At 66.9% G+C, this 25,082-nt stretch carries 24 protein-coding genes and 1 pseudogene; 7 read left to right on the forward strand and 18 right to left on the reverse strand.

Annotation, left to right across the window (positions count from 1 at the left end; genetic code table 11):
- The first annotated feature begins 55 nt into the window (after positions 1-55).
- From ACIUM1_RS14430 to ACIUM1_RS14440, 3 genes are read left to right on the forward strand one after another with little or no spacing between them, the layout of a single operon-like run.
- Positions 56-1,513, forward strand: a complete 1,458-nt coding sequence (locus ACIUM1_RS14430) for a DUF4226 domain-containing protein (protein WP_406817678.1) — start codon at positions 56-58, stop codon at positions 1,511-1,513.
- A 50-nt stretch (positions 1,514-1,563) separates the two neighbouring features.
- Positions 1,564-1,881 carry an ESX-1 secretion-associated protein gene (locus ACIUM1_RS14435; protein ID WP_406813367.1) on the forward strand — a complete coding sequence of 106 codons (318 nt, stop codon included), beginning with the start codon at positions 1,564-1,566 and terminating at the stop codon, positions 1,879-1,881.
- The gene (locus tag ACIUM1_RS14440; protein WP_406813368.1) at positions 1,878-2,189 is read left to right on the forward strand and encodes a DUF2694 family protein; all 312 of its coding nucleotides are present in this window, start codon (positions 1,878-1,880) and stop codon (positions 2,187-2,189) included. The genes ACIUM1_RS14435 and ACIUM1_RS14440 overlap by 4 nt, the downstream gene beginning before the upstream one ends.
- A gap of 13 nt (positions 2,190-2,202) precedes the next feature.
- Here the strand turns inward: ACIUM1_RS14440 and ACIUM1_RS14445 are convergent, their stop codons facing one another.
- The gene (locus ACIUM1_RS14445; RefSeq protein ID WP_172826369.1) at positions 2,203-2,346 is read right to left on the reverse strand and encodes a hypothetical protein; all 144 of its coding nucleotides are present in this window, start codon (positions 2,344-2,346) and stop codon (positions 2,203-2,205) included.
- A gap of 82 nt (positions 2,347-2,428) precedes the next feature.
- Here ACIUM1_RS14445 and ACIUM1_RS14450 point away from each other — a divergent pair, with 82 nt between their 5' ends.
- Both ACIUM1_RS14450 and ACIUM1_RS14455 read left to right on the forward strand, forming a co-directional pair.
- A complete protein-coding gene (locus ACIUM1_RS14450) occupies positions 2,429-4,117 on the forward strand; it encodes a DUF5632 domain-containing protein (RefSeq protein ID WP_406813369.1) in 1,689 nt (562 codons plus the stop codon).
- Positions 4,118-4,146: 29 nt separating this feature from the next.
- Positions 4,147-4,467 carry a DUF2710 family protein gene (locus ACIUM1_RS14455; RefSeq protein ID WP_406813370.1) on the forward strand — a complete coding sequence of 107 codons (321 nt, stop codon included), beginning with the start codon at positions 4,147-4,149 and terminating at the stop codon, positions 4,465-4,467.
- 224 nt (positions 4,468-4,691) lie between these two features.
- Here ACIUM1_RS14455 and ACIUM1_RS14460 read toward each other — a convergent pair whose 3' ends face one another.
- Together ACIUM1_RS14460 and ACIUM1_RS14465 are read right to left on the reverse strand one after the other, a co-directional pair.
- Positions 4,692-5,465, reverse strand: a complete 774-nt coding sequence (locus ACIUM1_RS14460) for a TIGR03084 family metal-binding protein (RefSeq protein ID WP_406813371.1) — start codon at positions 5,463-5,465, stop codon at positions 4,692-4,694.
- A gap of 50 nt (positions 5,466-5,515) precedes the next feature.
- Positions 5,516-6,848, reverse strand: a pseudogene (locus tag ACIUM1_RS14465) (MFS transporter).
- Positions 6,849-6,945: 97 nt separating this feature from the next.
- Between ACIUM1_RS14465 and ACIUM1_RS14470 the strand changes: the two are divergent.
- Positions 6,946-7,554 carry a YqgE/AlgH family protein gene (locus ACIUM1_RS14470; RefSeq protein ID WP_406813372.1) on the forward strand — a complete coding sequence of 203 codons (609 nt, stop codon included), beginning with the start codon at positions 6,946-6,948 and terminating at the stop codon, positions 7,552-7,554.
- Positions 7,555-7,575: 21 nt separating this feature from the next.
- Here the strand turns inward: ACIUM1_RS14470 and ACIUM1_RS14475 are convergent, their stop codons facing one another.
- Positions 7,576-7,917: a hypothetical protein gene (locus ACIUM1_RS14475; protein ID WP_406813373.1), complete on the reverse strand. Its 342-nt coding sequence runs from the start codon at positions 7,915-7,917 to the stop codon at positions 7,576-7,578.
- Positions 7,918-7,975: 58 nt separating this feature from the next.
- A complete protein-coding gene (locus ACIUM1_RS14480) occupies positions 7,976-9,130 on the reverse strand; it encodes an LpqN/LpqT family lipoprotein (RefSeq protein WP_406813374.1) in 1,155 nt (384 codons plus the stop codon).
- A gap of 183 nt (positions 9,131-9,313) precedes the next feature.
- Between ACIUM1_RS14480 and leuS the strand changes: the two genes are divergently transcribed.
- Entirely contained in the window at positions 9,314-12,223 is a 2,910-nt protein-coding gene (leuS, locus tag ACIUM1_RS14485; RefSeq protein WP_406813375.1) for a leucine--tRNA ligase, read from the forward strand.
- A gap of 6 nt (positions 12,224-12,229) precedes the next feature.
- On the opposite strand, the gene ACIUM1_RS14490 is transcribed toward leuS, so the two are convergent.
- The 13 genes from ACIUM1_RS14490 to ACIUM1_RS14550 form a co-directional block, all read right to left on the reverse strand.
- Positions 12,230-12,901 carry an SDR family oxidoreductase gene (locus ACIUM1_RS14490; protein WP_406813376.1) on the reverse strand — a complete coding sequence of 224 codons (672 nt, stop codon included), beginning with the start codon at positions 12,899-12,901 and terminating at the stop codon, positions 12,230-12,232.
- 58 nt (positions 12,902-12,959) lie between these two features.
- Positions 12,960-13,463, reverse strand: a complete 504-nt coding sequence (locus ACIUM1_RS14495; protein WP_406813377.1) for a MarR family winged helix-turn-helix transcriptional regulator — start codon at positions 13,461-13,463, stop codon at positions 12,960-12,962.
- A gap of 65 nt (positions 13,464-13,528) precedes the next feature.
- Positions 13,529-14,278 (reverse strand): amino acid ABC transporter ATP-binding protein, encoded by a 750-nt coding sequence (locus tag ACIUM1_RS14500; protein ID WP_406813378.1) that lies wholly within the window; start codon positions 14,276-14,278, stop codon positions 13,529-13,531.
- Positions 14,275-16,089 carry an ABC transporter substrate-binding protein/permease gene (locus ACIUM1_RS14505; protein WP_406813379.1) on the reverse strand — a complete coding sequence of 605 codons (1,815 nt, stop codon included), beginning with the start codon at positions 16,087-16,089 and terminating at the stop codon, positions 14,275-14,277. Before ACIUM1_RS14505 ends, ACIUM1_RS14500 begins: the two co-directional genes overlap by 4 nt.
- Positions 16,090-16,140: 51 nt before the next feature.
- Positions 16,141-16,881 (reverse strand): GntR family transcriptional regulator, encoded by a 741-nt coding sequence (locus ACIUM1_RS14510; RefSeq protein WP_406813380.1) that lies wholly within the window; start codon positions 16,879-16,881, stop codon positions 16,141-16,143.
- Positions 16,882-16,996: 115 nt separating this feature from the next.
- Complete coding sequence (locus ACIUM1_RS14515; protein ID WP_406813381.1) at positions 16,997-17,809, reverse strand: LLM class F420-dependent oxidoreductase; 813 nt, start codon at positions 17,807-17,809, stop codon at positions 16,997-16,999.
- A 12-nt stretch (positions 17,810-17,821) separates the two neighbouring features.
- Positions 17,822-18,736: an alpha/beta fold hydrolase gene (locus tag ACIUM1_RS14520; RefSeq protein ID WP_406813382.1), complete on the reverse strand. Its 915-nt coding sequence runs from the start codon at positions 18,734-18,736 to the stop codon at positions 17,822-17,824.
- A gap of 29 nt (positions 18,737-18,765) precedes the next feature.
- The gene (locus ACIUM1_RS14525) at positions 18,766-19,980 is read right to left on the reverse strand and encodes a DUF1214 domain-containing protein (protein ID WP_406813383.1); all 1,215 of its coding nucleotides are present in this window, start codon (positions 19,978-19,980) and stop codon (positions 18,766-18,768) included.
- Entirely contained in the window at positions 19,977-20,780 is an 804-nt protein-coding gene (locus ACIUM1_RS14530; protein ID WP_406817679.1) for a sugar phosphate isomerase/epimerase family protein, read from the reverse strand. The genes ACIUM1_RS14525 and ACIUM1_RS14530 overlap by 4 nt, the downstream gene beginning before the upstream one ends.
- Before the next feature lies 1 nt (position 20,781).
- A complete protein-coding gene (locus tag ACIUM1_RS14535) occupies positions 20,782-21,951 on the reverse strand; it encodes a sulfotransferase family protein (protein WP_406813384.1) in 1,170 nt (389 codons plus the stop codon).
- On the reverse strand, positions 21,948-23,075 hold the full coding sequence (locus ACIUM1_RS14540) for an LLM class flavin-dependent oxidoreductase (protein WP_406813385.1): 1,128 nt from the start codon (positions 23,073-23,075) through the stop codon (positions 21,948-21,950). The genes ACIUM1_RS14535 and ACIUM1_RS14540 overlap by 4 nt, the downstream gene beginning before the upstream one ends.
- A 190-nt stretch (positions 23,076-23,265) precedes the next feature.
- Entirely contained in the window at positions 23,266-24,372 is a 1,107-nt protein-coding gene (locus ACIUM1_RS14545; RefSeq protein ID WP_406813386.1) for an inositol-3-phosphate synthase, read from the reverse strand.
- A 56-nt stretch (positions 24,373-24,428) separates the two neighbouring features.
- A complete protein-coding gene (locus ACIUM1_RS14550; RefSeq protein WP_406813387.1) occupies positions 24,429-24,971 on the reverse strand; it encodes a PadR family transcriptional regulator in 543 nt (180 codons plus the stop codon).
- Positions 24,972-25,082: the final 111 nt, after the last annotated feature.

The raw sequence follows: 25,082 nt of genomic DNA on the forward strand, positions 1-25,082 counted from the left end.
CGCGTCATTTCCCGCAGCAGCGTCCGAGCAGGCTGCGGCGCCGCCTGCCTTCCTGATGTCGGCCTATGACGACCTGCTTGCCGCGGTCAAATACGTCCGAGATCGCACCGGTGATCCGAACGCATGGCAGACCGGATTGGCGCCTACCGAGGTGACCGCAGTGATCACGCCGACCACCCGTGCCGAGCAGGTTGAGGCCATTCTGCGCAAGATCCGCCAACAGCACGCCGGCGTCTTCGGCGCCGAAACACCGGCCGATTCGCCCGGACGGCGGCCGCCCGCCGAGACCGGGGCACCGCCCGATCGCGAGACAGGCGAGGCGGCCGACGCCATTGCCCATGCCGAAGCCGCCCTCGCAAAACAAAACTCGGCAAGCTCGCAGCTGGACATGCAGGTGGTCTCCGCAATCCTGAACGCACACCTGCGTGCGGTTGACGGCAGGGAAGCTCTCACCAAGTTGCAGCACGAAACCGAAGCCGCGGTGCGGACCAGGTCGGACCTGGACACCCCGGCTGGGGCGCGGGACTTCCAGCGGTTTCTCATCGGCAAGCTCCGAGACATTCGCGAGGTCGTCCTGAACGCCAGCTTGGACGACACGTCGAAGTCGGCGCTGATGGCCGCGTGGACGTCGCTGTATGACGCCGCAAAAGGCGAACCGCATGCCTCAGCCGAGCAGCCGCGAGCCGCGGTGCCGGTCGGTGATGCCCCCACGCTCGCCGCGCCCGACGAAGACGCCCAATGGGATCCGCTGCTGGACTCCCTATTGGGCGACGACGACGGACTGTCCGGGGATGTCCCTGCGCCGGATCCGGTTGCCGGCGCCGCGATACCGGCCGCACCGCAGCAGCCCGTGGCGCCCGCCATGCCCAACTTTGGTGGCGGGTCACTCCCCGGGCTCGGCTCTCTGCCCGCGTCGATGACCGGTTGGGACGGCCCCGGCGGCCTACCGCTCGCCGGATTGCAGGCCGGCGAGCGGGCCGATCCGGCTCTGGAGGATCTGGCGGACGACGAGCTGCCGAACGAGCAGGACCAGGACCCAGACGCGCGCGACGCCTCGAACCAGCCAGGCGACGGGACCGACGCCCAGCACGCGCCGACATCCGATCAGCCGGCGACCGGTCCGACATCGGTGACCTTGCCCGACGGGGAAACGGTGACCGCTGCGAGCCCGCAGCTGGCAGCCGCTATCACGGCTGCCGTCGGTGGCACCCCGATAGCGGAGGCCTTTCACCAGCAGGGAATGACGATCCCGCCACCGGGCGCCGCGGTCCCCAGCCCCATCGATTCGCTTCAAGTGGCCCCCGGCGATATCGGGATGTTCACGGATCGTCACGCGCTGGCCCTCGGGCCCGGCAAGGCGCTTCTCGATGGCCAAATTCAACGCATCGGCACCGTGAGCGGGCCGAGCTTCCTAGGCTGGGAGCACCCGCCGGCGGCGACCGCGGCAGTAACGACGCCGGCCAAGCCTGACCCACCGACACCTACCCGGCCGGCGACGTCGTCGACCAGCTGACAAAAAGGAACTCGCCGGCGCACCCGGCGGTCGCCAACAGGAGACAGCGGATGGCAGATTCGATCCATGTAGTGCCTGCACACCTACGTCAGGCCGCAGCGCATCACCAGGACACCTCGGAGTACCTGCGCACCGTTCCGTCGTCGCACGCCGCGATCCAAGAGAGCCTCGATTCGCTCGGGCCGATCTTCAGTGAGCTGCGCGACGCGGGCCGTGAGCTGCTGGAACTTCGACGTCAGTGTTACGAGCAGCAGGCTGCTGACCACGCTGATCTTGCCGACAAGCTGACCGCTTCGGCGACCATGTGGGAACAGCACGAGCGGGAGGCGGCAGAAAAGTTCGGCGACATCGTCGACCGCGGTCGATGACCGACGCGAATCCCGCTTTCGACACCGTTCACCCGAGTGGACACATCCTCGTCCGCTCTTGCCGCGGCGGCTATATGCACAGCGTCGCGCTGAGCGAAGAGGCGATGGAAACCGATGCCGAGACACTGGCGCAGGGCATCCTGCTGACCGCCGACGTGTCATGCCTCAAAGCGTTGCTGGAAATCCGCGACGAGATCGTCGCGGCCGGGCACACCCCCTCCGCGGAGGTTCCGAGTCCTCGAGACCTTGATGTGGCCATCGAGAAGTTGCTGGCGCACAAACTGCGCCGCCGCAATGGCGCGATCTAGCGGGCCGCCGCGCTTAACGTAGCCACGGCTTGGCCACGCTGGGATCGGGAGCGATACCGGTCGGTGGTTCTACCGGATTGGGGCCGAACAACTCTCGCGCGCGAGCCAGCAACGCGCGGACCTCATCGAGTTGCTGCTGCAATGCAGAATCAGCCATGTCCTTACGCTACCCAGGGCCTTGCGACCGCACAATTCACCGACCGCACAAGTCGCACGCCTGGTCCCGGTACGCTTAGCCGGTGGCGGTCTTCGGTCGGATGTCGGCGCGCCAGCGCCTCCGGAGGGCTACCCGGGAATCACTGGCGATGCCGGCCTTCAGCCCCCCTATCGACTGCACCCCGTGGGTGACAGGCGGGTTGTGGCCTGCCGAGTTGTCCACAGTCACCCCCGAAACCGCCACTCTCGCTGAGTATCTCAAGGCTGACCTGCAACGGATTGCTCACGCCGCCAACGAGGAACTGAAGTTGCTCAAGCGAGCGGGAATGAGCGACCTTTCCCGCCAGGCCGCAGGGGCGCGCGTCATCGACGAGGCCCGCGGCCGGGCAGTGCGTCGCGTCGAATCGACGATTCGCTATTTGCATGCGGTGCGGAGCGGCACGCATGCGCATGCTGCTCCCCCACCGATGGTCGAGTCGTCCACCGCGGACCTGGAAAAGACGCAGGTGCTGCCCAAAATCCGTGAGGTCAAGCCCGCCGCCGAGACGCCCAGGCAGAGTCCGCCCGAACCGTCCCGGCGGCCGGGCAGACGGCGCCGTGATCGGGAGACCGCGGGTGAGCCGGCCGCCGACATCGCCGAGGCGTCAGACCTCGACGAGACACAAGTCATCCCGGTGGCCAGGTACCAGCCGGTGCTGCCGGAGCCGGTCAAGCCCGCGACGGACCTGACCGACTCCGGTCGCCACCACGCGGTCGTCGAGCCGGTCGACGAGGACGAACCGGAGCCGGCCACTACCGCGGACCAGCCCGCCGCCACGGCCGATGCGTCGTATCTCGAGCAGACGCAAGTCATTCCCGTCGCCACACGAGCCGCGCCGGTGGCCGAGGGCCCGGCGCGGCGTACGCCCGACCCGGCGACGGATCTGAGCGACTCCGGTCGCCACCACGCGGTCGTCGACGAGCCGGCCACTACCGAAGTGGAGCCGCAGGGGGCCCCCCGCGAACCCGCCGCCGCTGCCCCACCCGCCGTCGCCGACGCCGCGCCGGTCGCTGCCGATATCGACACGGCCGCCTTCGCCGCCGCCCGACCACGTAGCGTAAAGCCGTCGACGCCAACGGGATTCGACAATGAACGGCTCAACCGGCTGCTCGAGTTCGTGGTCCGGCAGGAGCCACGCCTGAATTGGGCGATCGGAGATCGCGCCGACGGCACGACGCTACTTGTCACCGATCTCGCTCACGGATGGATACCGTCAGGCATCACCCTTCCGGCGGGCGTGCGGTTGTTGGAACCCGAGCGTCGCAGCGGCAGGGTCGCCGCACTGATCGGTGAAACGGCGCGTGTCGTCACTTATGCTCCCGGTGATTCGCTGCGCCGCTCGGTCGACTTCGCCGCGACCAGGTCGTCGGTGGAGCCGCGCGCGCTGCCCGCTATCGATGAGTTGCCCGGCGTGCTGAGCGCCACCACACGTGGGCATGACGATCTGCCCAAGATCGTGCCGAGGTTGGCAGAAGCCGCCGCCGCGGGAAAGGTCGTCGTCGACCAGGAGGTCGACGTGCTGAGGGTGCATCTCGATACCGCCCGGTACCAGCTCCTCGTTCAGTATCCGAACGTCAATCCCGCGCTTCTACTCAAGTGCTTGTTGATGGCCGCCACCGAGGGCATCGCCAGCGGGGACGCGGTGTCGGCGAACTACCACCTGTCCTGGTACCAAAAGCTTGCCGGTGAGCGCCGGGCCGGTTGGCCGCAACCCCGCTCGCCTCTGAATTGACGCTGGTCGGAGGGGTCGACGATACTGTCATGGTGGCGGATTCGGGCAGTCGCGCGAATCTCAGCGAGAAGGATCTCGTCGAATCGGTTCTTCGGGACCTGAGCGAGGCGGCCGACAAGTGGGAAGCCCTTGTGGCGCAGGCCGAAGCCGTCACCTACAGCGTCGACCTGGGTGACGTTTACGCCGTCGCGAATTCCGACGGCCGGTTGCTCAAACTGACTTTGCATCCCGGGGTGATGACCGGATACGGCCACGGCGAGTTGGCCGAAAGGCTGAACCTTGCGATCACTGCGCTGCGCGAGGAGGCCGAAGCCGAGAACCGGGCGAGTTACGGCGGGCCGCTGCACTGACGCGCGCGCTCATCGACCGGCGTGGGATCTGATGGGCCCCGGCTCTCTTCGCGCGTTGCACGCGCTCATCGACCGGCGCGGGATCTGATGGGCCCCGGCTCTCTTCGCGCGCTGTACGCGCTCATCGACCGGCGCGTGATCTGATGGGCCCCGGCTCTCTTCGCGCGCTCATCGACCGGCGCGTGATCTGATGGGCCCCGGCTCTCTTCGCGCGCTGTACGCGCTCATCGACCGGCGCCGGGAGGACCGGCGAAAGCCTGAGCGATCCGCAGCCACCGCTCGGCGTCGGCACCCTCGGCGGCGACGTCGAGGGAGCTCAGCGGACGCCGCTGGGTGACCAGGAAGCAGAAATCCTGCGCCGAGCCACTGACTCGCTGCTCGGCGTCGGCCGGTCCCCAAGACCAGATGTCGCCACTGGGCCCGCGCAACTCGACCAAAAACGGCTCGGCCGGTGGCGTCAAATTGTGGACGGCGAAAGCGAAGTCGCGGGTGCGCACCCCGAGGTGAGCGATCGACCGCAGCCGTTCGGTCGCCGGCCGCGTGACGCCCAGAGCGTCGGCGACGTCGAGACCGTGCGCCCAGGTCTCCATCAGGCGCGCGGTGGCCATCGAGGCCGCACTCATCGGTGGTCCGAACCACGGGAGCTTGCGACCGGACGGCACCGTGAGCAGTGCGTCGTGCAGCCGCCCCCTGGTGACCCGCCAGTCGCCGAGCAGCTCGGCCGGCGCCAGCGCCGCCAGCTCCTCGGCGCCCTTGTCGACGAACCCCGCCGGATCGGCGGCCGCGGCCGCCAACACCTCGGCGAACCCGGCCTCGTCGGTGACCGCGATCAATGCGACCCGATCGGTCCACAACAAGTGACCAATCTGGTGGGCGATGGTCCAGCCCGGCGCCGGCGTCGGATCGGCCCAGCGGTCGGGCGGCAACGGCGCCACCAACTCGTCGAGCGCATCGCATTCGGCCCGCAGGTCGTCGACCATGGGCGCGGGACCGGTCATCGGCGCCCTCGACTGTCGGCCGCGGCCGTCGGACAAATCACGTCTGTACCTTAACGATCGTCGGCTTGGCCGCCGCGACGGCCGATGATGCCGTGCGCGGCGAGGCCGATCAGGTAGAGCACCGAGCCGAACAGCGCAAACGCGGGAGCGTGCCCGTCGTCGGGAATCAAGGCGGCGGCCACCGTGATCGCGGCGATGAAAGCGACCCAAAACAGCGCGTCCTGCACGGCGAACACATGCCCGCGCAGCGCGTCGTCGACGTCTATCTGGATGGCGGTGTCGGCGCACAGCTTGACCATCTGGCCCGTGACGCCGAGCAGGAAGCCGCACCCGACCATCACCGGCACCAGCAGTTCCGCGCCGGCCACCTCGATGATCGCCGACGTCGCCAACGCCCCGTTAGCCGTCGCGTAGCGCCCCCAACGGCGGATCGCAGGTGGTGTCAGGACGTTGGCCAGGAAGGCGCCCAGCCCGGCGGCGCCGAAGAACACCAAGGCGGTGCCGAATCCCCCACCCTCGAGGTTGGGCATGTGATGGACCAGCAACAAGACCAGCAGCGAATTGATACCGACGACCATCCGGTGGGCGGCCAAACCGGACAGGGTGGCGGCAACCGTGGGACGCTGCGCCACCGTCCGCGCACCGTGCAGCCAGCCGGTGATCACGGCGTAGATGACCGGCCCGTGGATCGCTCGCCAGGTGTCGTCGGGGCCCAGCACCCGGGCGCCGAAACGCCACGACAACAGCAACGCGATCGACACGGGAATCGCCGTGAGGAAAACGATCGCTGAGGCACCCTTGTCGCTGGCCCCGAGGATGAACCGGGGCACCAGCATGAAGTTCGCGCCGAAGAACGCCGCGATGGCCCCGGACGCCGTGGCAACCGAGTTCATCGTCACCACCTGCTCGCGCGGCACGACATGCGGCAGCGACGCCGACAGCCCGGAGCCGACGAACCGGGCCAAGCCGTTGGCGAACAGGGCGCCCAGCAACAGCGGCAGATCGCCGGCCCGGACCGCCAAGATCGTGCCGATCGCGGCGAACAGGATCAGCCGGCCCACGTTGGCGCCGACCAGAACCAGCCGCCGATCCCAGCGGTCCATCAGCGCACCAGCGAACGGCCCAAGCAGCGAGTACGGCAGAAACAGCACCGTGAAGGCGCGCGCGATGGCCAGCGGATCGGCGGCCCGATCCGGATTGAACAGCAGAGCCCCGGCCAGCGCCGCCTGAAACAAGCCGTCACCGAACTGGCTCGCAACGCGCACCTGCAGCAGCCGCCAGAAATCCGGCAAACCGCGGACCGCCCGCCAGACTTCGACGGGCGCGATGGACTGCATCCGGGTTGGAATCACCGAAACCGACTTCCACGATTGGGGCTGGCAAAGCTCGCGCGATCAGAGCGTCCCAACAACAGTACAAATCTCTGCGATCGACGCTCCCGATTGCCCTGGGGCCACGATGCGCCAGATGCGATGATGGTGTGGTGCCGCCGCCGGAGGATCCAGAGGACTACGTCGCACCCGCAGCGCAACGGGTGCGGGCGGGCACCTTGTTGCTCGCCAACACAGATCTTCTCGAGCCGACGTTTCGGCGCAGCGTGATCTACATCGTCGAGCACAATGACGGAGGCACGCTGGGCGTCGTCCTGAACCGCGCCAGCGAAACTGCGGTGTACAACGTGCTGCCTCAATGGACCAAGCTGTCGGCCAAGCCCAAGACGATGTTCATCGGAGGACCGGTGAAGCGCGACGCTGCGCTGTGTCTGGCGACGCTGCGCGTCGGCGCCGATCCCCAAGAGGCGCCGGGCCTGCGGCACGTGGACGGCCGGGTTGTCATGGTCGATCTGGACGCCGACCCCGATACGATCGCGCCACTGGTCGAAGGGGTGCGGATCTTCGCGGGATACTCGGGCTGGACGATCGGTCAGCTGGAAGGCGAGATCGAACGCGACGACTGGATTGTGTTGTCCGCCTTGCCATCCGACGTGCTGGTCGGACCGAGATCCGACCTGTGGGGCCAAGTGCTGCGTCGCCAGCCGCTGCCGCTTTCGCTGCTCGCCACCCACCCGATCGACATCAGCCGGAACTAGGGCCCCTCCCCCAGTCTCAGTTCAGTGGCACGACTGCGTGCAGCCGGCGCAGCTGCCCGCGCACGCTGGCGCCGCCGCTTCCTGGCGCAGCGCGAAGCGCGCACTCTGCCACGAGCCCGCGGCCAGCGTTCCCAGCGCGCCGACGACACAGACTATGAGCACGACCAGCGCGGTGTCCGGGACCGCCGCCATGGCCACCGCGCCGCCGGCTCCCAGCATCACCGCGGCCGCCAGCTGGGTCGGCGCCATCGCACGCAGCGCCAATGCAGTGGCGCCGAAACTCCGGTTGTGCGCAAGCGACCAGGTGCCGAAACCCGCCGAGGCCACCGCCGCACACATGCACAGCACGCCCGCAATCAGCATGGGCTCACAATACGAGCCGGGTCACCGGCCCGCACATCGGGCTCTGCGGCCGCCGGCCTCAGTGCTGGAGGAACGAGAAGTTCGGCAGCGGCGGCAGGCCCGGCACCATGGCCAACAGGCTGGGTGTGCGCTGAGGATTGGTGACCGGTGCCTGCGCGGGGAGCCCGACCGGCGCTGCGGGCGAGGCCTGGGCGAGCGGTACCAGCGGAGTCGCACCGGGTGCGGGGGCGGCCGGGGCGACGGGAGCCACAGCCGGTGCGGGGGCGGCCGGGGCGACGGGAGCCACAGCCGGCGCGGGGGCGGCAGGCGCGACCGGAGTGGCGCCGGGAGCCTGAGCGGGCAGCCCCACCGGGGAGGCGGCGGGTGCCTGGGCCGGCGCCGGAGCGGCGGCGCCGGGAGCGCTCACCCGGAAGCCGTTGATGATGGCGTCGGTGGCGGGGGCATCGGCGACGCTCACCGCGCGATCGGTGGTCACCGACAGCGACACCAGGTACTTGTCATGGCCCGACGTGGCGATGACGTGGCGCCGTGACGTGTTGAGCGTCATATCGCCGTCGCGGTAAGTGCCCTCGACGGTCGAGGACGGGAAACCGCAGAAGTCGGTCATCGCGGCGTTGGTGGGCTGCCACGCCAGCAGCTTCTGGCTGTCCACGTAGCCGTGGCTGATGGCCTCTCTCGGATCGAAGGTGCCGACCAGCTTGTACACCACGACCTGGGCATTTGAGGAATAGATGCTGCTGCCTTGCCGGTCGGCAATCACCGCGAACGCATCGGGCACGTTGGGATCGGGCACCTGAGTCCAGCGCGCGGGCACCGGCAAGGTGATGTCGAGCGCCTTGAAGCCCTGGGGCTTTTGCGGCTCGAGCTTCACACCCTTCGACTGCAGGAATTCGCGGATGGTTCCGGATGTCGCCGGAGCAGGGGCCGGCGGAGTCGCCGGCGTGACGGCGGCCGGCGCCGCGGTTCCCGGGGAGGTGGCGGTCGCCGGCGGGGTGATCTGGTTGCCGGCCGGCGGGGCTGCGAGGTACCTGCTCGGCGGCACCAGCTCGGGGCCGAGGTTTTGCGGGGCCGGCGCGGGAACCGCGGGGACTGGTGTGGGCGCTGGAGGCAACGGGTCTGCCGATGCCGTGCCGCCCGCAACAACCGCCAGGCCCATCAGGCCAGCGACCATACCGCCGAGGAGTGCCCGGGGGATGGGGACGATCTCAATCATCTGCGTCGGTCCTTCCAATGGCTCAGTACCAGAAGCCGTCGATGTGGCTGACTGTAACTAGAGGTCAAAGCCGGTGGACAGGGCCGAAACACACCTGGGATGAACCTCTGATCGGCGCGCAACGGAACCGAGACCAACCTGTGGCCGGCGAACCCACCGTGTCGGTCCTTATACCCTGTTCAGGTGACCGACTCCCCGACCGCTTCGCCAGCAAGCAGCTCTGGCGCCGCCGCGCCCGACGCCGACGCGCCGCCGCATCGCTACACCGCTGCGCTGGCGGGTCGGATCGAGGGCACCTGGCAGGCGAAGTGGGAGCAGCTCGGGACGTTCAACGTGCCCAACCCGGTCGGGTCGCTGGCTCCGGCGGACGGGGCCCCGATCCCGGCCGACAAGTTGTTCGTGCAGGACATGTTCCCCTACCCGTCCGGGGAGGGGTTGCACGTCGGCCACCCACTGGGCTACATCGCCACGGACGTGTACGCCCGATACTTTCGGATGACCGGGCGTAACGTATTGCACGCGTTGGGATTTGACGCCTTCGGGCTGCCCGCGGAGCAGTACGCGGTGCAGACCGGCACCCACCCGCGCACCCGGACCGAGGCCAACGTCGTCAATTTCCGCAGGCAACTCGGACGTCTGGGCCTCGGCCACGACAGCCGGCGCAGCTTCTCCACCACCGACGTCGAGTTCTACAAGTGGACCCAGTGGATCTTCCTGCAGATCTACAACGCCTGGTTCGACACCGCCGCCAACAAGGCCCGCCCTATCGCCGAGCTGATCGCCGAATTCGATTCCGGTGCCCGCGCCCTCGAGGACGGGCGGGATTGGGCCGCCCTGTCGGCGGGGGAGCGGGCCGACGTGATCGACGGCTACCGGCTGGTCTACCGGGCCGACTCGATGGTGAATTGGTGTCCCGGTCTGGGCACCGTGCTGGCCAACGAAGAGGTGACCGCCGACGGTCGCAGCGATCGGGGCAACTTCCCGGTATTCCGAAAGCGGTTGCGGCAGTGGATGATGCGCATCACCGCGTACTCCGATCGGCTGCTTGAAGACCTCGACGTACTGGACTGGCCCGAGCCCGTCAAAACCATGCAGCGCAACTGGATCGGCCGGTCCACCGGCGCCAAGGCGCTGTTCGCGGCGACCGGGGGCGGCGGCGAGACGGTCGATATCGAGGTGTTCACCACACGGCCGGACACGTTGTTCGGCGCCACCTACTTGGTGCTGGCCCCCGAGCACGAGCTGGTCGACGAGCTGGTCGCCGCCGCCTGGCCGGACGGAACCGACCCGCGCTGGACCTACGGCGCCGCCACGCCGGGTGAAGCCGTCGCCGCCTACCGGCAGGCGATCGCGTCGAAGTCAGACCTGGAGCGCCAGGAGAGCAAGGCGAAGACCGGCGTCTTCTTGGGCAGCTACGCCACCAATCCCACCAACGGTAAGCCGGTGCCGATCTTCATCGCCGACTACGTGTTGGCCGGATACGGCACCGGGGCGATCATGGCGGTCCCCGGTCACGATCAGCGTGACTGGGACTTCGCCCACGAGTTCGGCCTTCCTGTTGTGGAAGTCATTGCCGGCGGCAACATTTCGGAGTCCGCCTACACCGGCGACGGGGTCCTGGTCAACTCCGGTTACCTCGACGGGTTGGATGTGGCCTCGGCGAAGGAAAAGATCACCGCGAAGCTGCAGGCCGAGGGCCGCGGCTGGGCGCGCGTCGAATACAAGTTGCGCGACTGGCTTTTCGCCCGCCAGCGTTACTGGGGCGAACCATTCCCGATCGTCTACGGCGCGGACGGACGTGCTCATGCACTCGACGAAGCCGCGCTACCGGTCGAGCTGCCCGACGTGCCGGATTACTCACCCGTGCTGTTCGATCCCGACGACGCCGACAGCGAGCCCTCGCCGCCGCTGGCCAAGGCGACGGACTGGGTGCACGTCGAGCTGGACCTCGGCGACGGCCTGAAGCCCTACACACGGGACACCAACGTGATGCCGCAGTGGGCCGGCAGCTCATGGTATGAACTGCGCTACACCGATCCGCACAATTCGGAAAGGTTCTGCGACAAGGAGAATGAGGCCTACTGGATGGGCCCGCGGCCCGCTGAGCACGGACCGCAGGACCCCGGCGGCGTCGACCTGTACGTCGGCGGCGCCGAACACGCGGTGCTGCATCTGCTCTATGCACGGTTCTGGCACAAGGTCCTATACGACCTGGGCCATATCACTTCTCGAGAGCCGTATCGCCGGCTGGTCAATCAGGGTTACATCCAGGCCTTTGCCTATACCGACGCCCGTGGCTCGTACGTCCCCGCGGAAGACGTGGTCGAACGGGACGGCGGCTTCTTCTACCAGGGACCCGGGGGAGAGGTCGAAGTCTTCCAGGAGTTCGGGAAAATCGGTAAGAGCCTGAAGAATTCGATCTCACCCGATGAGATCTGCGACGACTACGGCGCGGACACACTGCGGGTCTACGAAATGTCGATGGGTCCGTTGGAGGCCTCGCGGCCTTGGGCGACCAAGGACGTCGTAGGGGCGCACCGCTTCCTGCAGCGCGTCTGGCGCTTGGTGGTCGACGAGCAGACCGGTGAGACCCGGGTGGTCGACGGGCCCGCACGAGAGCTGGCAACCGATACGCTTCGAGCGCTGCATCGCACCATCGCCGGTGTCGCGGAAGACTATGCCGCCCTGCGTAATAACACCGCTGCGGCCAAACTCATTGAATACACCAACCATCTCACCAAGGAGCATCGTGACGCGGTGCCCCGCGCGGCGGTCGAGCCGCTGGTATTGATGTTGGCGCCGCTGGCCCCGCACATGGCCGAGGAGTTGTGGCTGCGACTGGGCCATCAGACCCCGCTGGCGCACGGCCCGTTCCCGGTCGCCGACCCCGCCTATCTGGTCGACGACACGGTGGAGTACCCGGTGCAGGTGAACGGCAAGGTGCGTGGACGGGTATCGGTGGCCGCCGACGCCGATCAGGACACCCTGAAGGCCGCCGCGCTCGCCGACGAAAAGGTTCAGGCGTTTCTGGCCGGTGCCAACCCGCGCAAGGTGATTGTGGTCCCCGGCCGACTGGTCAACCTGGTCGTGTAGCGCCGCCTAATGTGCGGCGGGCCGCAACACCACCTCGTGCAGGTGACCGTCGGGCGGGGTGGCCACCGCGTTGGCGACCACGGTCGCGACCGTCTCCGGCTTCAAAAAGTTGGCCGGGTCGTAGGTGCCGCCCTCGAACGCCACGAGTTCTCGCTGCATCTCGCTGTCGGTCCGGCCCGGATAGACCGTGGTCACCCTCAGCTCAGGCTCGTCGCTGCGCAGCGAATCCGCGAAGGCACGCAGCGCGAACTTGCTGGACGAATAGGAAGCCATACCTCGCGAAGCGGTACGACCGGCGCCGGAGTTGATGAACACTACCTGCCCGCGCGCCCGGCGCAGCGCCGGCAACAGCGCCTGCGTAAGTTCCACCGGTCCAAAGACGTTCACGGCAAAGGTGGCGCGCCATTCGTCGACGTTCGACTCGGCGACACTGCCGGGAATGGCCAACCCCGCGTTGTGCACCAGCACGTCGAGTTCGTCCACGATTTCGCAGGCGGCGGCGATATCGCCGGAGTCGGTGAGGTCCAGCGGGAACGTGGTGGCGCCGAGTCGTTGCGCGACCGCGTCGAGCCGATCGGATGGCCGGCCCGCCAGCAGCAGGGTGTGCGTGGGTGCCAGCGCCGTGGCGATGGCCGACCCGATACCGCCGCCGGCGCCGGTGATAAGTGCAGTGGGCATGCCTTGCAGCTTACCGACACCGCGAATGCGGCCGAAAAGGGTTGATGGAGCGCCTTTTTCAGGCCTCTTTGCGGGCGGGTGGCACACCGGCCGGTCCGGATGTCGGGTCACCGGATGCCAGCCGTTCCAGCGGAGCCAGCGCCTGCGTCAGGGTGTTGAGGTCGGATGTCGAGAGCTGGCTCAGCATCGCGGCCAGCGATGCGCGCCGATTGGCCAGCGACTCCCCATGAACGGCGCGCCCCCGCGGGGTGATGTCCACTAGCACCGCGCGCAGGTCGGACGGGTCGCGGGAGCGCTTGACCAGCCCCACCTTCTCTAGCCGGCGGATCGCCACGGTCGTGGTGGGGGTGCGCACCCGCTCGTGTGCGGCGAGATCGGTCATCCGGATCGGACCCTGGTCGAGCAATGTGACCAGGATCGACAACTGCGCCAGGGTCAGCTCCCCGGCGGCCGCGCCGCTGGGGTCGCCACGGCGGAGAATGGCAAACAATTTCGACAGCGCCCGGTGCAAACCTTCGGCGAGCTCGGCAACCTCGGCCGGGTTCGATTCGCTGTCTGCCATAAATCGGCAGTCTATCCCGATATGAGGTGCTTACAAGGGAGCTATTGCCCACCAGATAGTGCAGATCAAAGCACTTGGGACAAAAACCTCTGCAGCCGTTCGGTCTCTGCGGCGTCGAATATCTGCTCAGGAGGGCCCGATTCCACGACCTTGCCGTGATCCATAAACACGACCGCGTCGGATGCCGACCGCGCGAAACCCATTTCGTGGGTCACCACCACCATTGTCATGCCGTCGGCGCCAAGATCGGCAATGAGTTGCAGTATTCCCTTGACCATTTCGGGATCCAGCGCCGAGGTTGCCTCGTCGAAAAACATCACCTGCGGCGCCATTGCCAGCGCCCGGGCGATCGCGACTCGCTGTTGTTGCCCGCCGGACAGCATGCTGGGGCGGGCACCGGCCTTGTGCTTCAGGCCAACTCGGTCCAGCTGCGCCAGCGCCAGCTCGCGGGCCTCGTCGGCCGGCAGACGCCGCAGCTTGCGTGGTGCCATCGCCACGTTGTCCAGCACGCTGCGGTGCGGGAAGAGATTGAAATGCTGGAAGACCATGCCGATGCGCTGACGCAGCTCGTCGGGGTCATCGCGCAGCACCGATCTGCCGTCCAGCAGAATGTCGCCGCTGTCGGGCTCGTAGAGGCGGTTCAGGGTACGCAGCAGTGTCGACTTGCCCGAGCCGGACGGCCCGATGATCGCCACGGTGCTGCCCGCGGGAGCCTCGATATCGACGCCGCGTAGCACCTTGCTGCCGCCCAGGGTTTGGTGAACGGCTTTGGCGGCCAGCGAGACTGACTCGCGCGCGTGGATGCCGGAGATCACGTGATTTCCTGACCGAATGTCGTCGCAAGAATGTCGGCGTCGTCCTCTGGCGCGGCGGCGCGGCGGCCGCGGCGCAGGCGAGTGTCGATGTAGTTCACCAAATGTGTTAGCGGGATGGTCAATAGCAGGTAGAAGAGGCCGGCGGCCACCAACGGCGACAGGCTCCCGGTCTGCGCGTTGAGGTCCCGTCCGACCTGAAACAGTTCGCGCTGATCGGCGATCAGGCCGAGGAAGTACACCAGCGCGGAGGCCTTCAGCAGCCCGATGGCCTGATTGACCAGGGCGGGGAGCACACGGCGAATGCCTTGCGGTACCACCACCAGCCGCATCGCCGTGACATAGCTGAAGCCCAGCGCCCGGGACGCTTCCAGCTGTCCGGGGTCGACACTTTGAATTCCGGAGCGCAGAATCTCGCCGATGTAGGCGGCGGCCATCAATCCCAGTGCGGCGATGCCGAGCGGGTACGGATTTTTGTGGGTCAGCCCACTGACCAACGGGCCGACGCCCATCCCGATCAGCAGGATGATCACCACTTCGGGCAGGCCGCGGAAGATGTCGGTGTATACCCGTGCCGGCCAGCGCAGCCAGCGCCGTTGCGAGATTCCCGCCATCGCCAGCACCATGCCAAAGGCCAGGCCGATTATCAGGGCGCTGTTGGTCAGGATCAAGGTATTGGGCAGTCCGGTGCTGAACAGGACCGGAATGGCCTGTCGGTACATGTCCCAGTCGAAAAACGAATCACCCAATTGGGCCAGTGGTGATTTCGGGGTGGACGGGCCGGCGGGTGCGTGGCGCTGTTTCGCGATCGCGGCGAAGTCCGGCAGCTTGGGTACGGCCGCGGCTTTCGAGCCGGGCTTCCAGCCCGGCGGCATCGTCCGCGGCACCCACTCGGTGTACAGGTGCGCCCAGGTGCCGTCCGCGATGACGGCGTCCAGCCCGGAATTGAGCGCGTCGATCAACGGCTTGTTGCCCTTGGCGACCGCATAAGCCACGAAATTGCCTGGGCTATAGGTGTTCGCGGCGACCAGGGCCGGATCGCCCGGGCGAATGACGGTCGCCGCAAGTGTCCCGGGCGCTACCCAGGCATCGATCTGGCGAGTCTTGAGGCTGGCATACAGGGTGGCGAAACCCGGATACTTCACGGGTTGCAGATGCAAGACGTCGACGACATACGACTCCTCGACGGTTCCTTGCACGACGCCGATGCGCTGGCCGGTCGCGAGGTCGCTGAATTTGTGGATGGCCGAACCGGGCGGCACCACCAGCGAATAGAAGCCGAAGTCGTAGCCGCTGGTGAATGAGACGGTGCGCCGGCGGGCGTCGGTCGCTTTCACCGCCGCCGAGCCCACATCGAAGCGCCGCGACGCCACCTGGGCGAGCAGCGCCGAAAAGTCGGTACTGACGAAACGGACTTGCAGATCCAGCTTGTCGGCGATGGCGCGCAGCAGTTGGTTGTCGAAGCCACTGAATTCGCCGGTGGAACTGATGCAGATGTTGGGCGGGGCGTCCGACAGCGTGCCGACCGTCAGGACGCCGGGTGTGCCGAGGCCCAGGGAGCCGACGTCGACCGCGCCGAGCGGTTCGACGGAGGCCGTTGTGTCCCGGTCGTTCTCACCGGTGGTCGGGCTCTCGGTCAGATCTTTGGGCAGCGTCCGCGCGCTTTCCACGCCGGCCGGCGAGCACTGATTCCAGTCGGCGGCCGCCGGCGCAACGGGCCCGCCCAACGCGACGCCGCACAGGATCAGAAGTGTCGCGGCCAGGCCGAATGCCTTTCCGCGGCGCTCCGTGTGCCGGCCCACGCGCGAACTCATCAGTGTCACCGTAACGATCGAACGGCGACGCGGCCCGCTCAGCGTCGGGGTTCAAAGCGCCAGCGATGCTTCACCGCAGATCGTTTCCGCGTCCGCGATTACCTGCAGCGGGCCCGGCACGACCCGATTGGCGTCGTCGGGCGGGGTGAAGACCCGACGCCGGAACAGCTCGGCCAGCATGGTTTGGGCCATCAGATAGGAGCGGTCGATGCACGCTGCCCGCGCGGCGTCGGGGTCGCGGCGTTGTATCGCCGCGGTTTCGTCTTCATAGAAGGGCAGCATCTCGTCCCGCCCGCTCTGGTAGGTCATCCAGAACAGGCGGGGGATGAGATTCTGCGAGGCGCGGATCGCGGCATGCAGCCGCGGACCGGCGTACTCGTCGTTGACGGTGCGTCGATATTCGGCGGCGATGTCGGTGAACGCACGCGAATCCTTGGCGGTGCGCAGCGAGCGCATGAGGGTGTCGAGCTGTCCCAGGATTCGTGGCGTGGGGCTGGCCGCGGCGCGCGCTGACGCGATCCCGTTGAGCAGTCCGTCGATCTCGTGGTGCTCGAGGACGGTGGCTTCATCGAACCGTTCGACGAACGCGCCACGGTGATAACGCGTGGAAACAATGCCGTCGTGTTCGAGTTGGACAAGTGCCTCTTGAATGGGCACCCGGCTCACTCCCAAGCCCAACGCAATTTCATTGCGGTCGACGCGGTCCCCACTGCGCAGCTTCCCGGTCAACAACAAGTGGAGGATGTGCGAAACAACCAGGTCCTTTTCCTTGACCCCGTATTTCTTCGGCATCTTTTTATTGAGTCTCTTTCACACCCGGTTCGGCCATCTAGCGGTGAGAGTTTCTCATGAATTGACGCACGCGTTTAGGCGTTTGGCCGATGAATTTGATGTACGCGGGGCCGGTTTAACGGCTATCGCGCCACTTGCAGAGTGCTTCGGCCGCGGTCAGGTCGTAGTCGGGACCATTGACGCCGACGGTCAGCAGGGTCACGCCCAGCGCGGTGAGGCCTTCGGCGTTGGCGATCAATCGGTCGGTACCTTCGCCGCGGCGCACCCCGGTGTTGTTTTCGACACCGGCCGACCTCTCGATGGCGGACGGGTCGCGTCCCACGGTGGCGCAATGTTCGTCGAGCACGGCCGCCGCGGCCGGATAGGTCTCGACCGTGGTGAAGCCGTGCCAGATGTCGCCGTATTCGGCGACCATTCTCAGCGTCTTTCGCGGGCCCTTACCGCCGATGAGAATCGGGATATCGCGCGTGGGCGCCGGGTTGAGTTTGGCCAGCCGAGCTCGAATCCGGGGCAGTGCGGCGGCCAGATCGTCCAGGCGGCTGCCCGCGGTACCGAACTCATAGCCGTACTCGTCGTAGTCCTTCTGTTTCCAGCCCGCGCCGATGCCCAGGATGAGTCGGCCGTCCGAAATGTGGTCGACGGTGCGGGCCATATCGGCCAGCAACTCCGGATTTCGGTAGGAGTTGCACGTCACCAGGGCACCGATCTGAATGCGCGACGTCTGCTCGGCCCAGGCGCCGAGCATCGTCCAGCATTCGAAATGCGCGCCGTCGGGATCGCCGTAGAGCGGAAAGAAATGATCCCAGTTGAAGGCGACATCGACGCCGATGTCCTCGCAGCGGCGCACGGCATCGCGAATCTGGTCGTATCGCGGGGCGTGCTGCGGCTGTAGCTGCACACCGATACGGACGGGGAAGTCAGAAGTCATGGGCACCGTTCCTCATCGCTCGTCGAGTATCCGACGCAGAATGTCGATCAGCGCGCGCGGCTGGTCGCTTTGCACCGAATGGCCCGAATTCTCGACGACGTGCGCCGCGCGGAAATGTTTTGCGCGGCGGCCGAGCTCGGCCGCGTCCTCGTCGCTGACGAAGCCCGACGAGCCACCGCGCACCAGGGTCACGGGTGCGGACAAAGCGTCCACGTCGTCCCACAGACTGGCAAAGTCGGGAAAGGTTCGGATGGCGTCATAGCGCCAGGTCCATTTGCCGTTCTCCAGCTTGCGCGAGTTGTGGAACACCCCGCGGCGCAGCGCTTTCACTTCGCGATGCGGCGCCGCGGCGACCGTGAGGTCGAGCATGGCCTGGAAGCTGGGAAACTCGCGTTCCCCGTGCATCAGCGCCACAGTGCCCTGCTGCTCCTTGGTCATCTCGGAATGCCGTTGCAGCGCCGAGGGGGTGACGTCGATGAGCACCAGCTCATTGACCAGCTCGGGTGCCACCGCGCCCAGCCGGATCGCGGTCAATCCGCCCAGCGACATGCCGACGACCAGGTCGGCGGACGCGGCGTGTTCCCGCAGGATGGGCAGCAGGGTGTCGGCGTTGTGCTGCGGTGAGTAGTCGCCGTCCTCGCGCCAGGCCGAGTGGCCGTGGCCGGGAAGGTCGACCGCCAGAGCCGGTTCCCCGATGCCGACGATGACGGTGTCCCAGGTGTGCGCGTTCTGCCCGCCGCCGTGCATGAAGACGATCCGTGGGGGAGTGCCGCCCCAGCGCAAGGCGCTGACTTGGCCTTCACCCGTACCGGACTCGACGCGTTCGACGTGGGGCAGCGGGCCGGAGACCCCGGCCTGCTCGGCGTTTTCGGACAGCAGGGAGAATTCGGACAGCCCGGCCAGTTCGTCTTCGGAAATCTCGGTCACGATCTTTGACACTAGCGCCGGCCCTCGGCCTACAGGACGTAGCGGCGGCGAATGCCATGGAAGCGCTCCCACATCGCGGCGGTGCGCTCCGATGCACTCACCATGGCGGTTTCTGCGGGTAGGGCGCCGGACAGGTCGTCGTGCTTGACCACCCGGGTGTCCAGTGCGGCGGGCTCACCGTCGAGCATGTGCCGGTAGGTCAGGTTGCCGCGTTCGAAGCCCTGGGTGTCCAGCCAGTTGTGCACGCCGGGATCACGGTGAGCCATAACCAGCCGGATGCGGCCGTCGCGGTCGACTTTGGTGCGGCTCGGTGTGTAGCTCACCGGGCGATACAGGTAGTCCATGCTGTTGAAGAACACGCCCATGTTGGTGAACATCCACAGCCCGTCATGCGCGTCGAATTCGATGATCAGCGCCTCGTCGGTGGCCAGTTCCCAATACATGTTGGCGGCGGCTCGGCCGCGCTTGTTGTCGGCGTCGGTGGCGTCGATGCGCGGAAACGTGTTCGGGTGCTCGGCGTCCACCCCGCCGTAGTTGAACGGGAATTCGGGCCAATCGGACATCAGGCCGGTGACGAAATCACCGGCCCAGCGCATCGCGTCCACCATGTCGGTCGGGGTGGGCAGCGGTTTGGGGGAGGCCATGTCGACGCGCTCGATGCGCATCTGCGCCGGCTCCTCGTCCCAGCGGTCAAACCCCTGACGAATGAACAGTTTTCGTGACTCCAGCGTGGTGGGTAGCCAGTTCGGCCCGCGCTCGGGCCCGCCGATGTAAACTTCGAATCGCCCGTCTTCGCCGACGCCGAGGTGATCGCCCAGCAGGTTGGCCTGCGGTGTGTCGCCAAATGGTTCGTGCAAGATGCCCGGGCCGGGTGGGCGTCGTCCCTGCACGGTGACGTTGAAGAAGCGGGAGGTGCCGCGGGTGCCGGTGAGGCGGTAGGTCGAGTGCCCGTCGATCCATGCTTGTTGGTAGGTGAAGTCGGCGCAGTCACCCCCGAGCTTGCGGGTCGGCGCGCAAAAGGTGTGCAGCACCGGGTAACTGGTGTTGCGGGTTTCGAGCGCCAGATCGAAGGCTTGGCCGAGGTTCTGGGTGAGAAACCGGTACGCGTCAGCGCGCTGCGATGCGGTGGCAGGATTGGCGTCTTTGAAGACCTGCTCACCCGCGCGCTGCAGTTGTGCACAGAAGTCGGTCCAGGCCGATTGCAGCGCCGCATCGTCGGGGCTATCGCCGAAAGTCATTGTCATGCACCCAATTTGGTCAGTATCGCTCCGACGACATCGCAGGCGCGCCGAGCGGAGTGCAGGCGGCCCTCCGCGTCGATGCGGGGACCGATCAGCTCCAGATCGAATCCGTGCGCGTAACCGCCGGCCAGTGCCTGGGCGAGGAACGCTTCGAGGGGTATGGCGCCGTCGCCCGGCACCGCACGAGCCGGGAGTGCGCGGTCACCCAGTACGTAATCGCTGAGCTGGATGAGCTCGGTTCGTGGCAAGGCCCGCTGCACCATCGCGTCGAAATCACCCTCCGCCCAGCAGTGGAACAACTCGATGCAGATGCCGAGTCCGCTCATCTCGGCCAGTGCGACGGTATCGCGCAGGGTGTGAGCCAGATGGATGTCGGCGTAGAGGCTCGAGGCATTCTCGATCGCCAGCGCCACGCCCACCTGTTTGGCGTGATCGAGGCAGGGCGCGATCATGGCGCTGAAGCGCTCGGCGGCCCGCGGCCAGCTCAAAGCGCCCCGACCGCCGGTCAGCAGGTAAACCACCCGCGCGCCCACCCCGGCCGCGGCGTCGATCACGGGCAGCAGCGCATCCCGCGCCACCCTGCCTGGAGCGTCGAGCCGGCCGCGGCCGAAGACGTGACACACCGCCTCAACGGTATAGGTGTTGCGCTGCAACAGCTTCGGGAATCGCGGGTCGAGCAGCTCGCTGTCCAAGACGCTCAACCGTGACACACCGAGGTCCGCCCAATGCTGTTCCAGCTCGGCCAGCGAAGAGCCGAAGAAGGTGACGTCGTGGACCGACAAACGTTTGTGCGGCGTGGTCACGTCAGTCACGGTTCTCTATCTCGACTCCGAATCGCTCACGGTACGACCGGAATTCGGCGTGCAGTGCGTCGAGGTCTTCCCCGATATCGATCAGCAGTTGAGTGGAGTAGCGGAACTTGCCGTAGCGGTCACCACGATTGTTGGCCAGGTAGTGACGCATCGCGGACTCGGCTTCGGGCGTAACCCGGCGGCCGGCGAACGCGTAGTAGCGCTGCACGGTGCCCACCTGATCGGCAATGAAATCGGTGTAGCGAACGTGCAGGATGCGCGGATCGTCGACCAGCGGATTGCTCATCGTGTTGGCGACGCCGGCGCGCGTCAACTCCAAATGCATCTTTGCCTGGGCGTGCAGGTCAACCGGACCAACCATGCCTTCGGCGATGTCGGCCATCATCATCGTGCGTGACGCCGCGACTTGCACCGGGTCGCGATGCAGCCATACCAGCGTGGCATCGGGGTACGCGTCGAACATTTCCTTGAGCCGGAAGCCGTGGAAACCCTTGAGCACCCAGTACTTTCGCGGACGGTTGTATTGCAGTTGTTGCAGCATGGCCTTGTGCAGCCGGTATTGCGCGGCCGGGTCGGTCGCCAGACCGCCGACCAGCGACTGCATCGGTACCCGCCACCACGCGGTCGGCGTCATCACCCGGAAGTCGAACGCCCAGGTGCGTTCGTCTTCGGGAAGGCCGTCACCCAGCATGTCGTTGTAGGGATGGCTGTGCAGCCACTTCGGCATCTTGGCGTTGATCTCCCGCCAGTCGGCGTCGGCGCGCGCTCGGCGGCCGTCGTCGGGTGCGGCCAGCCCCGGCGGCGGGGAGGGATACATCACCTCCCAGAATCGCAGCGCCCGGGCATGCGGGTCGACCGACATCAGGGCGTGCATCAGCGTTGTCCCCGAACGGGGCTCGCCGGTGACGAACATCGGCGACTCGATCACCTCGGCGCCGATGGGGTAGCGGTTGCGGTCCTCGATGAGTTCAAGACGCGACGTCAGCAGCCAGCGACACACCTGCGCGGCTTCGAAGAGTCCGTCGGCATCCAAGTTCAGGCCGTTCAGGTGGTCGACGGCGACGGCGAAGCGTTGCGGCAGGGTGGGATCGCCGTAGTCGTGCAGGCCGGTTTCCGCCTCGGCGGCGGCGAGCATTTCCGCGGCGTCCAAACGCGTTGTCACGACGGGTCTCCGCAGAGCCGCACCAGTTCGTCCTCGGCGGCGCGGACGTTCGCCGCCGACGCCCGCGCGTAATCCAGGCCGGCCATGGCTCCGTAGTCGAGAATCTTGGGCACGCGCAGCCCCGCGTCCACGTAGGTCTTGACGACCTTGGCGACCTCTTTCGGTGTGCCGTGGGGCACGACGGCGAGCACCATCTCGGGTCGCACGTCGTCCAGAAACTGCACGATTCGCTCGCGGGTGAGCACCGCCGGGTCGATGTCCTGGAATCCACGCCAACCGTCACCCATCGGGTGGTGAAAGCCGAAGTCGCGCAGCGTCTTTGCCGACACCTGCAGCAGAAAGGCCTTGACCAGCGGAGCCTGCAGGATATCGGCGAGGGCGTCATCGTCCGCACCGATCAGACATATTTGGATGAAGCAGGGGGTGATCGCGAGCGGATCGCGGCCGGCGCGTTCCGCGGATGCTCGCACCGCAGACAGCATCTGGGCGTAGTGCTCCGGAGTCCACGCCCCCGCCGGCCACCACCCGTCGGCGTACCGGCCGGCGATGTCGAGCATCCGCGGACCGCTGGCGCCGATCCAGATCGGCGGCACCCGCCCCTCGTACGGTTCGGTGTCCAACCGGGCATGGTGCAGCGAATAGAACTGACCGTCGAAGTCGACGGGACCGTCGCTGCCCCAGAGCAACTTGATCACCGCCAGCGCTTCCTCGAACCGGCTGACCGAACGTGAGAAATCGAAACCGTAGGGCAGCGTGTTTTCGCTCTCGCCGCTGCCCAGCCCGAGGATGAAACGCCCCTTGGCGAGGTGGTCGATGGTCAACGCCGTCTGGGCGAGCATGGCCGGGTGGCGGCGCACGGTATCGACCACGGCGCTGACCAAGGGGACCCGTTCGGTCAGCGCGGCCGCCGCGGCCGCGACCGCAAGCCCGTCGAGGTGGCGGTGCGGTGACGGGGAGGCGGTGGCGAGGTCGGTGAACTCCGGTGTCCAGATCGAGTCCGGCCAGAAGCTGACCAGGTGATCGGGCAACCAGATCGAGTGGTACCGGCCGCTGTCGAGTTCCGCGAGCCCGGTCAGATCCAGGGGCAGAGTCGTGCGCAGGAACGCTGCGGGTTGAACGGTCATCGAGACATGATGCTAAGCACCTGCACAGCAATGTGTCGATGATTTGGCAATAGCGCCGCACCGGGCCCGCTCGAGACGGCGCCCCGGCCATCAAGTGATCCGCAAACGGGTCAGCGGAGCGACACCTGATGGACCGGGGCGGTTGTCGTCTCGGAACACCGGGCGCGGACGCCCGGTCGAACGTCGGGTCTTAGCCCGAGATGATGAACTCTTCGAGCTGCGCGCGCGCGATGTCGTCGGGCAGCTGCTGCGGCGGGCTCTTCATCAGGTACGCCGACGCCGGAATGACCGGACCGCCGATGCCACGGTCCTTGGCGATCTTGGCGGCGCGCACCGCGTCGATGATGACGCCCGCGGAGTTCGGCGAGTCCCAGACCTCGAGCTTGTACTCCAAGTTCAGCGGCACATCACCGAAGGCGCGGCCCTCCAGTCGTACGTAGGCCCACTTGCGGTCATCGAGCCAGCCGACGTGATCGGACGGGCCGATGTGCACGTCCTTGGTCTTGAATTCGCGCTGCAGGTTGGAGGTCACGGCCTGCGTCTTGGAGATCTTCTTGGACTCCAGCCGCTCCCGCTCGAGCATGTTGAGGAAGTCCATGTTCCCGCCGACGTTGAGCTGCATGGTGCGGTCCAGCTGCACACCGCGGTCCTCGAACAGCTTGGCCATCACGCGGTGGGTGATGGTCGCGCCGACCTGACTCTTGATGTCGTCACCCACGATCGGCACGCCGGCGTCGGCGAACTTCTTGGCCCACACCGGGTCCGAGGCGATGAACACCGGCAGCGCGTTGACGAATGCCACACCGGCGTCGATGGCGCACTGGGCGTAGAACTTGTCAGCCTCTTCGGAGCCCACCGGCAGATAGGACACCAGCACGTCGACATTCGCCTCACGCAGGGCCTGAACCACGTCGACCGGCTCGACGTCGGACACCTCGATGGTGTCGGCGTAGTACTTGCCGATGCCGTCGAGCGTCGGGCCGCGCTGCACCGTCACGTTGGTGGGCGGCACGTCGGCGATCTTGATGGTGTTGTTCTCCGACGCGAAGATCGCCTCGGACAGGTCGAAGCCGACCTTCTTGGCGTCCACGTCGAACGCGGCGACAAACTTCACGTCGCGCACGTGGTACTGGCCGAACTTCACGTGCATCAACCCCGGCACGGTGCTGTTCGGGTCGGCGTCGTAGTAGTACTGCACGCCCTGAACCAGCGAAGACGCGCAGTTACCGACGCCGACAATGGCGACTCGTACCTCCGACTGCGCCACTTCCGCCTTTGGCGGCTGATGCTCACTCATATGGGCGTTCTCCTAACCTCTAACCACTGACTGGGATGCTGGGTTCGTGCAGGGGGTTACGTTTGCTCGGAGAGACCGGGCATAGCCCGCTCCGCAGCGATGAGCTCGTTGAGCCACTTGACCTCGCGCTCACTGGACTCGAGCCCCAATTGATGAAGCTGACGGGTGTAGCGGTCGAACGAGCTACTGGCCCGCGCAACGGCTTCGCGCAGGCCTTCCCGTCGTTCCTCGACCTGACGGCGGCGCCCTTCCAGAATGCGCATCCGCGCCTCTGCCGGAGTGCGGTTGAAGAACGCCAGGTGTACCCCGAAGCCGTCGTCGGTGTAGTTGTGCGGACCGGTGTCGGCCACCAGCTCACCGAAGCGCCGACGGCCCTGGTCGGTCAGCTGGTAGACGCGCCGGGCCCGCCGAACCGGCGTGCCGGCCGGGGCGGCGTCCTCGGCAATCAACCCTTCTGCCTGCATGCGCCGCAGGGCCGGGTAGAGCGATCCGTACGAAAACGCCCGGAACGCGCCGAGCAGACCGGTCAGCCGCTTGCGCAACTCGTAGCCGTGCATGGGCGATTCGATCAGGAGCCCCAGGATGGCAAGCTCCAGCAATCGAATCACCTCCTTGAACAAGATCTGCGTGACTGGTTACGACGGTTCGACGCCTCGCGCAATCGTATCGTCTCGATATATTAGCCACAACACCACTAACTGTTGGTTTGC

The sequence above is a fragment of the Mycobacterium sp. M23085 genome (assembly GCF_045343915.1).
GTDB lineage: Bacteria > Actinomycetota > Actinomycetes > Mycobacteriales > Mycobacteriaceae > Mycobacterium.

Coding starts and splice junctions, on each gene's coding strand:
- ACIUM1_RS14445 (WP_172826369.1), bottom strand. CDS start 2,346: ATGGCTGATTCTGCATTGCAGCAGCAACTCGATGAGGTCCGCGCGTTG.
- ACIUM1_RS14540 (WP_406813385.1), bottom strand. CDS start 23,075: ATGACCGTTCAACCCGCAGCGTTCCTGCGCACGACTCTGCCCCTGGAT.
- ACIUM1_RS14525 (WP_406813383.1), bottom strand. CDS start 19,980: ATGACAATGACTTTCGGCGATAGCCCCGACGATGCGGCGCTGCAATCG.
- ACIUM1_RS14475 (WP_406813373.1), bottom strand. CDS start 7,917: ATGCTGATTGCGGGCGTGCTGTGCATGTGTGCGGCGGTGGCCTCGGCG.
- ACIUM1_RS14430 (WP_406817678.1), top strand. CDS start 56: ATGTCGGCCTATGACGACCTGCTTGCCGCGGTCAAATACGTCCGAGAT.
- ACIUM1_RS14490 (WP_406813376.1), bottom strand. CDS start 12,901: ATGCCCACTGCACTTATCACCGGCGCCGGCGGCGGTATCGGGTCGGCC.
- ACIUM1_RS14495 (WP_406813377.1), bottom strand. CDS start 13,463: ATGGCAGACAGCGAATCGAACCCGGCCGAGGTTGCCGAGCTCGCCGAA.
- ACIUM1_RS14545 (WP_406813386.1), bottom strand. CDS start 24,372: ATGAGTGAGCATCAGCCGCCAAAGGCGGAAGTGGCGCAGTCGGAGGTA.
- ACIUM1_RS14440 (WP_406813368.1), top strand. CDS start 1,878: ATGACCGACGCGAATCCCGCTTTCGACACCGTTCACCCGAGTGGACAC.
- ACIUM1_RS14505 (WP_406813379.1), bottom strand. CDS start 16,089: ATGAGTTCGCGCGTGGGCCGGCACACGGAGCGCCGCGGAAAGGCATTC.
- ACIUM1_RS14480 (WP_406813374.1), bottom strand. CDS start 9,130: ATGATTGAGATCGTCCCCATCCCCCGGGCACTCCTCGGCGGTATGGTC.
- ACIUM1_RS14455 (WP_406813370.1), top strand. CDS start 4,147: ATGGTGGCGGATTCGGGCAGTCGCGCGAATCTCAGCGAGAAGGATCTC.
- ACIUM1_RS14460 (WP_406813371.1), bottom strand. CDS start 5,465: ATGACCGGTCCCGCGCCCATGGTCGACGACCTGCGGGCCGAATGCGAT.
- ACIUM1_RS14515 (WP_406813381.1), bottom strand. CDS start 17,809: ATGACTTCTGACTTCCCCGTCCGTATCGGTGTGCAGCTACAGCCGCAG.
- ACIUM1_RS14435 (WP_406813367.1), top strand. CDS start 1,564: ATGGCAGATTCGATCCATGTAGTGCCTGCACACCTACGTCAGGCCGCA.
- ACIUM1_RS14510 (WP_406813380.1), bottom strand. CDS start 16,881: ATGCCGAAGAAATACGGGGTCAAGGAAAAGGACCTGGTTGTTTCGCAC.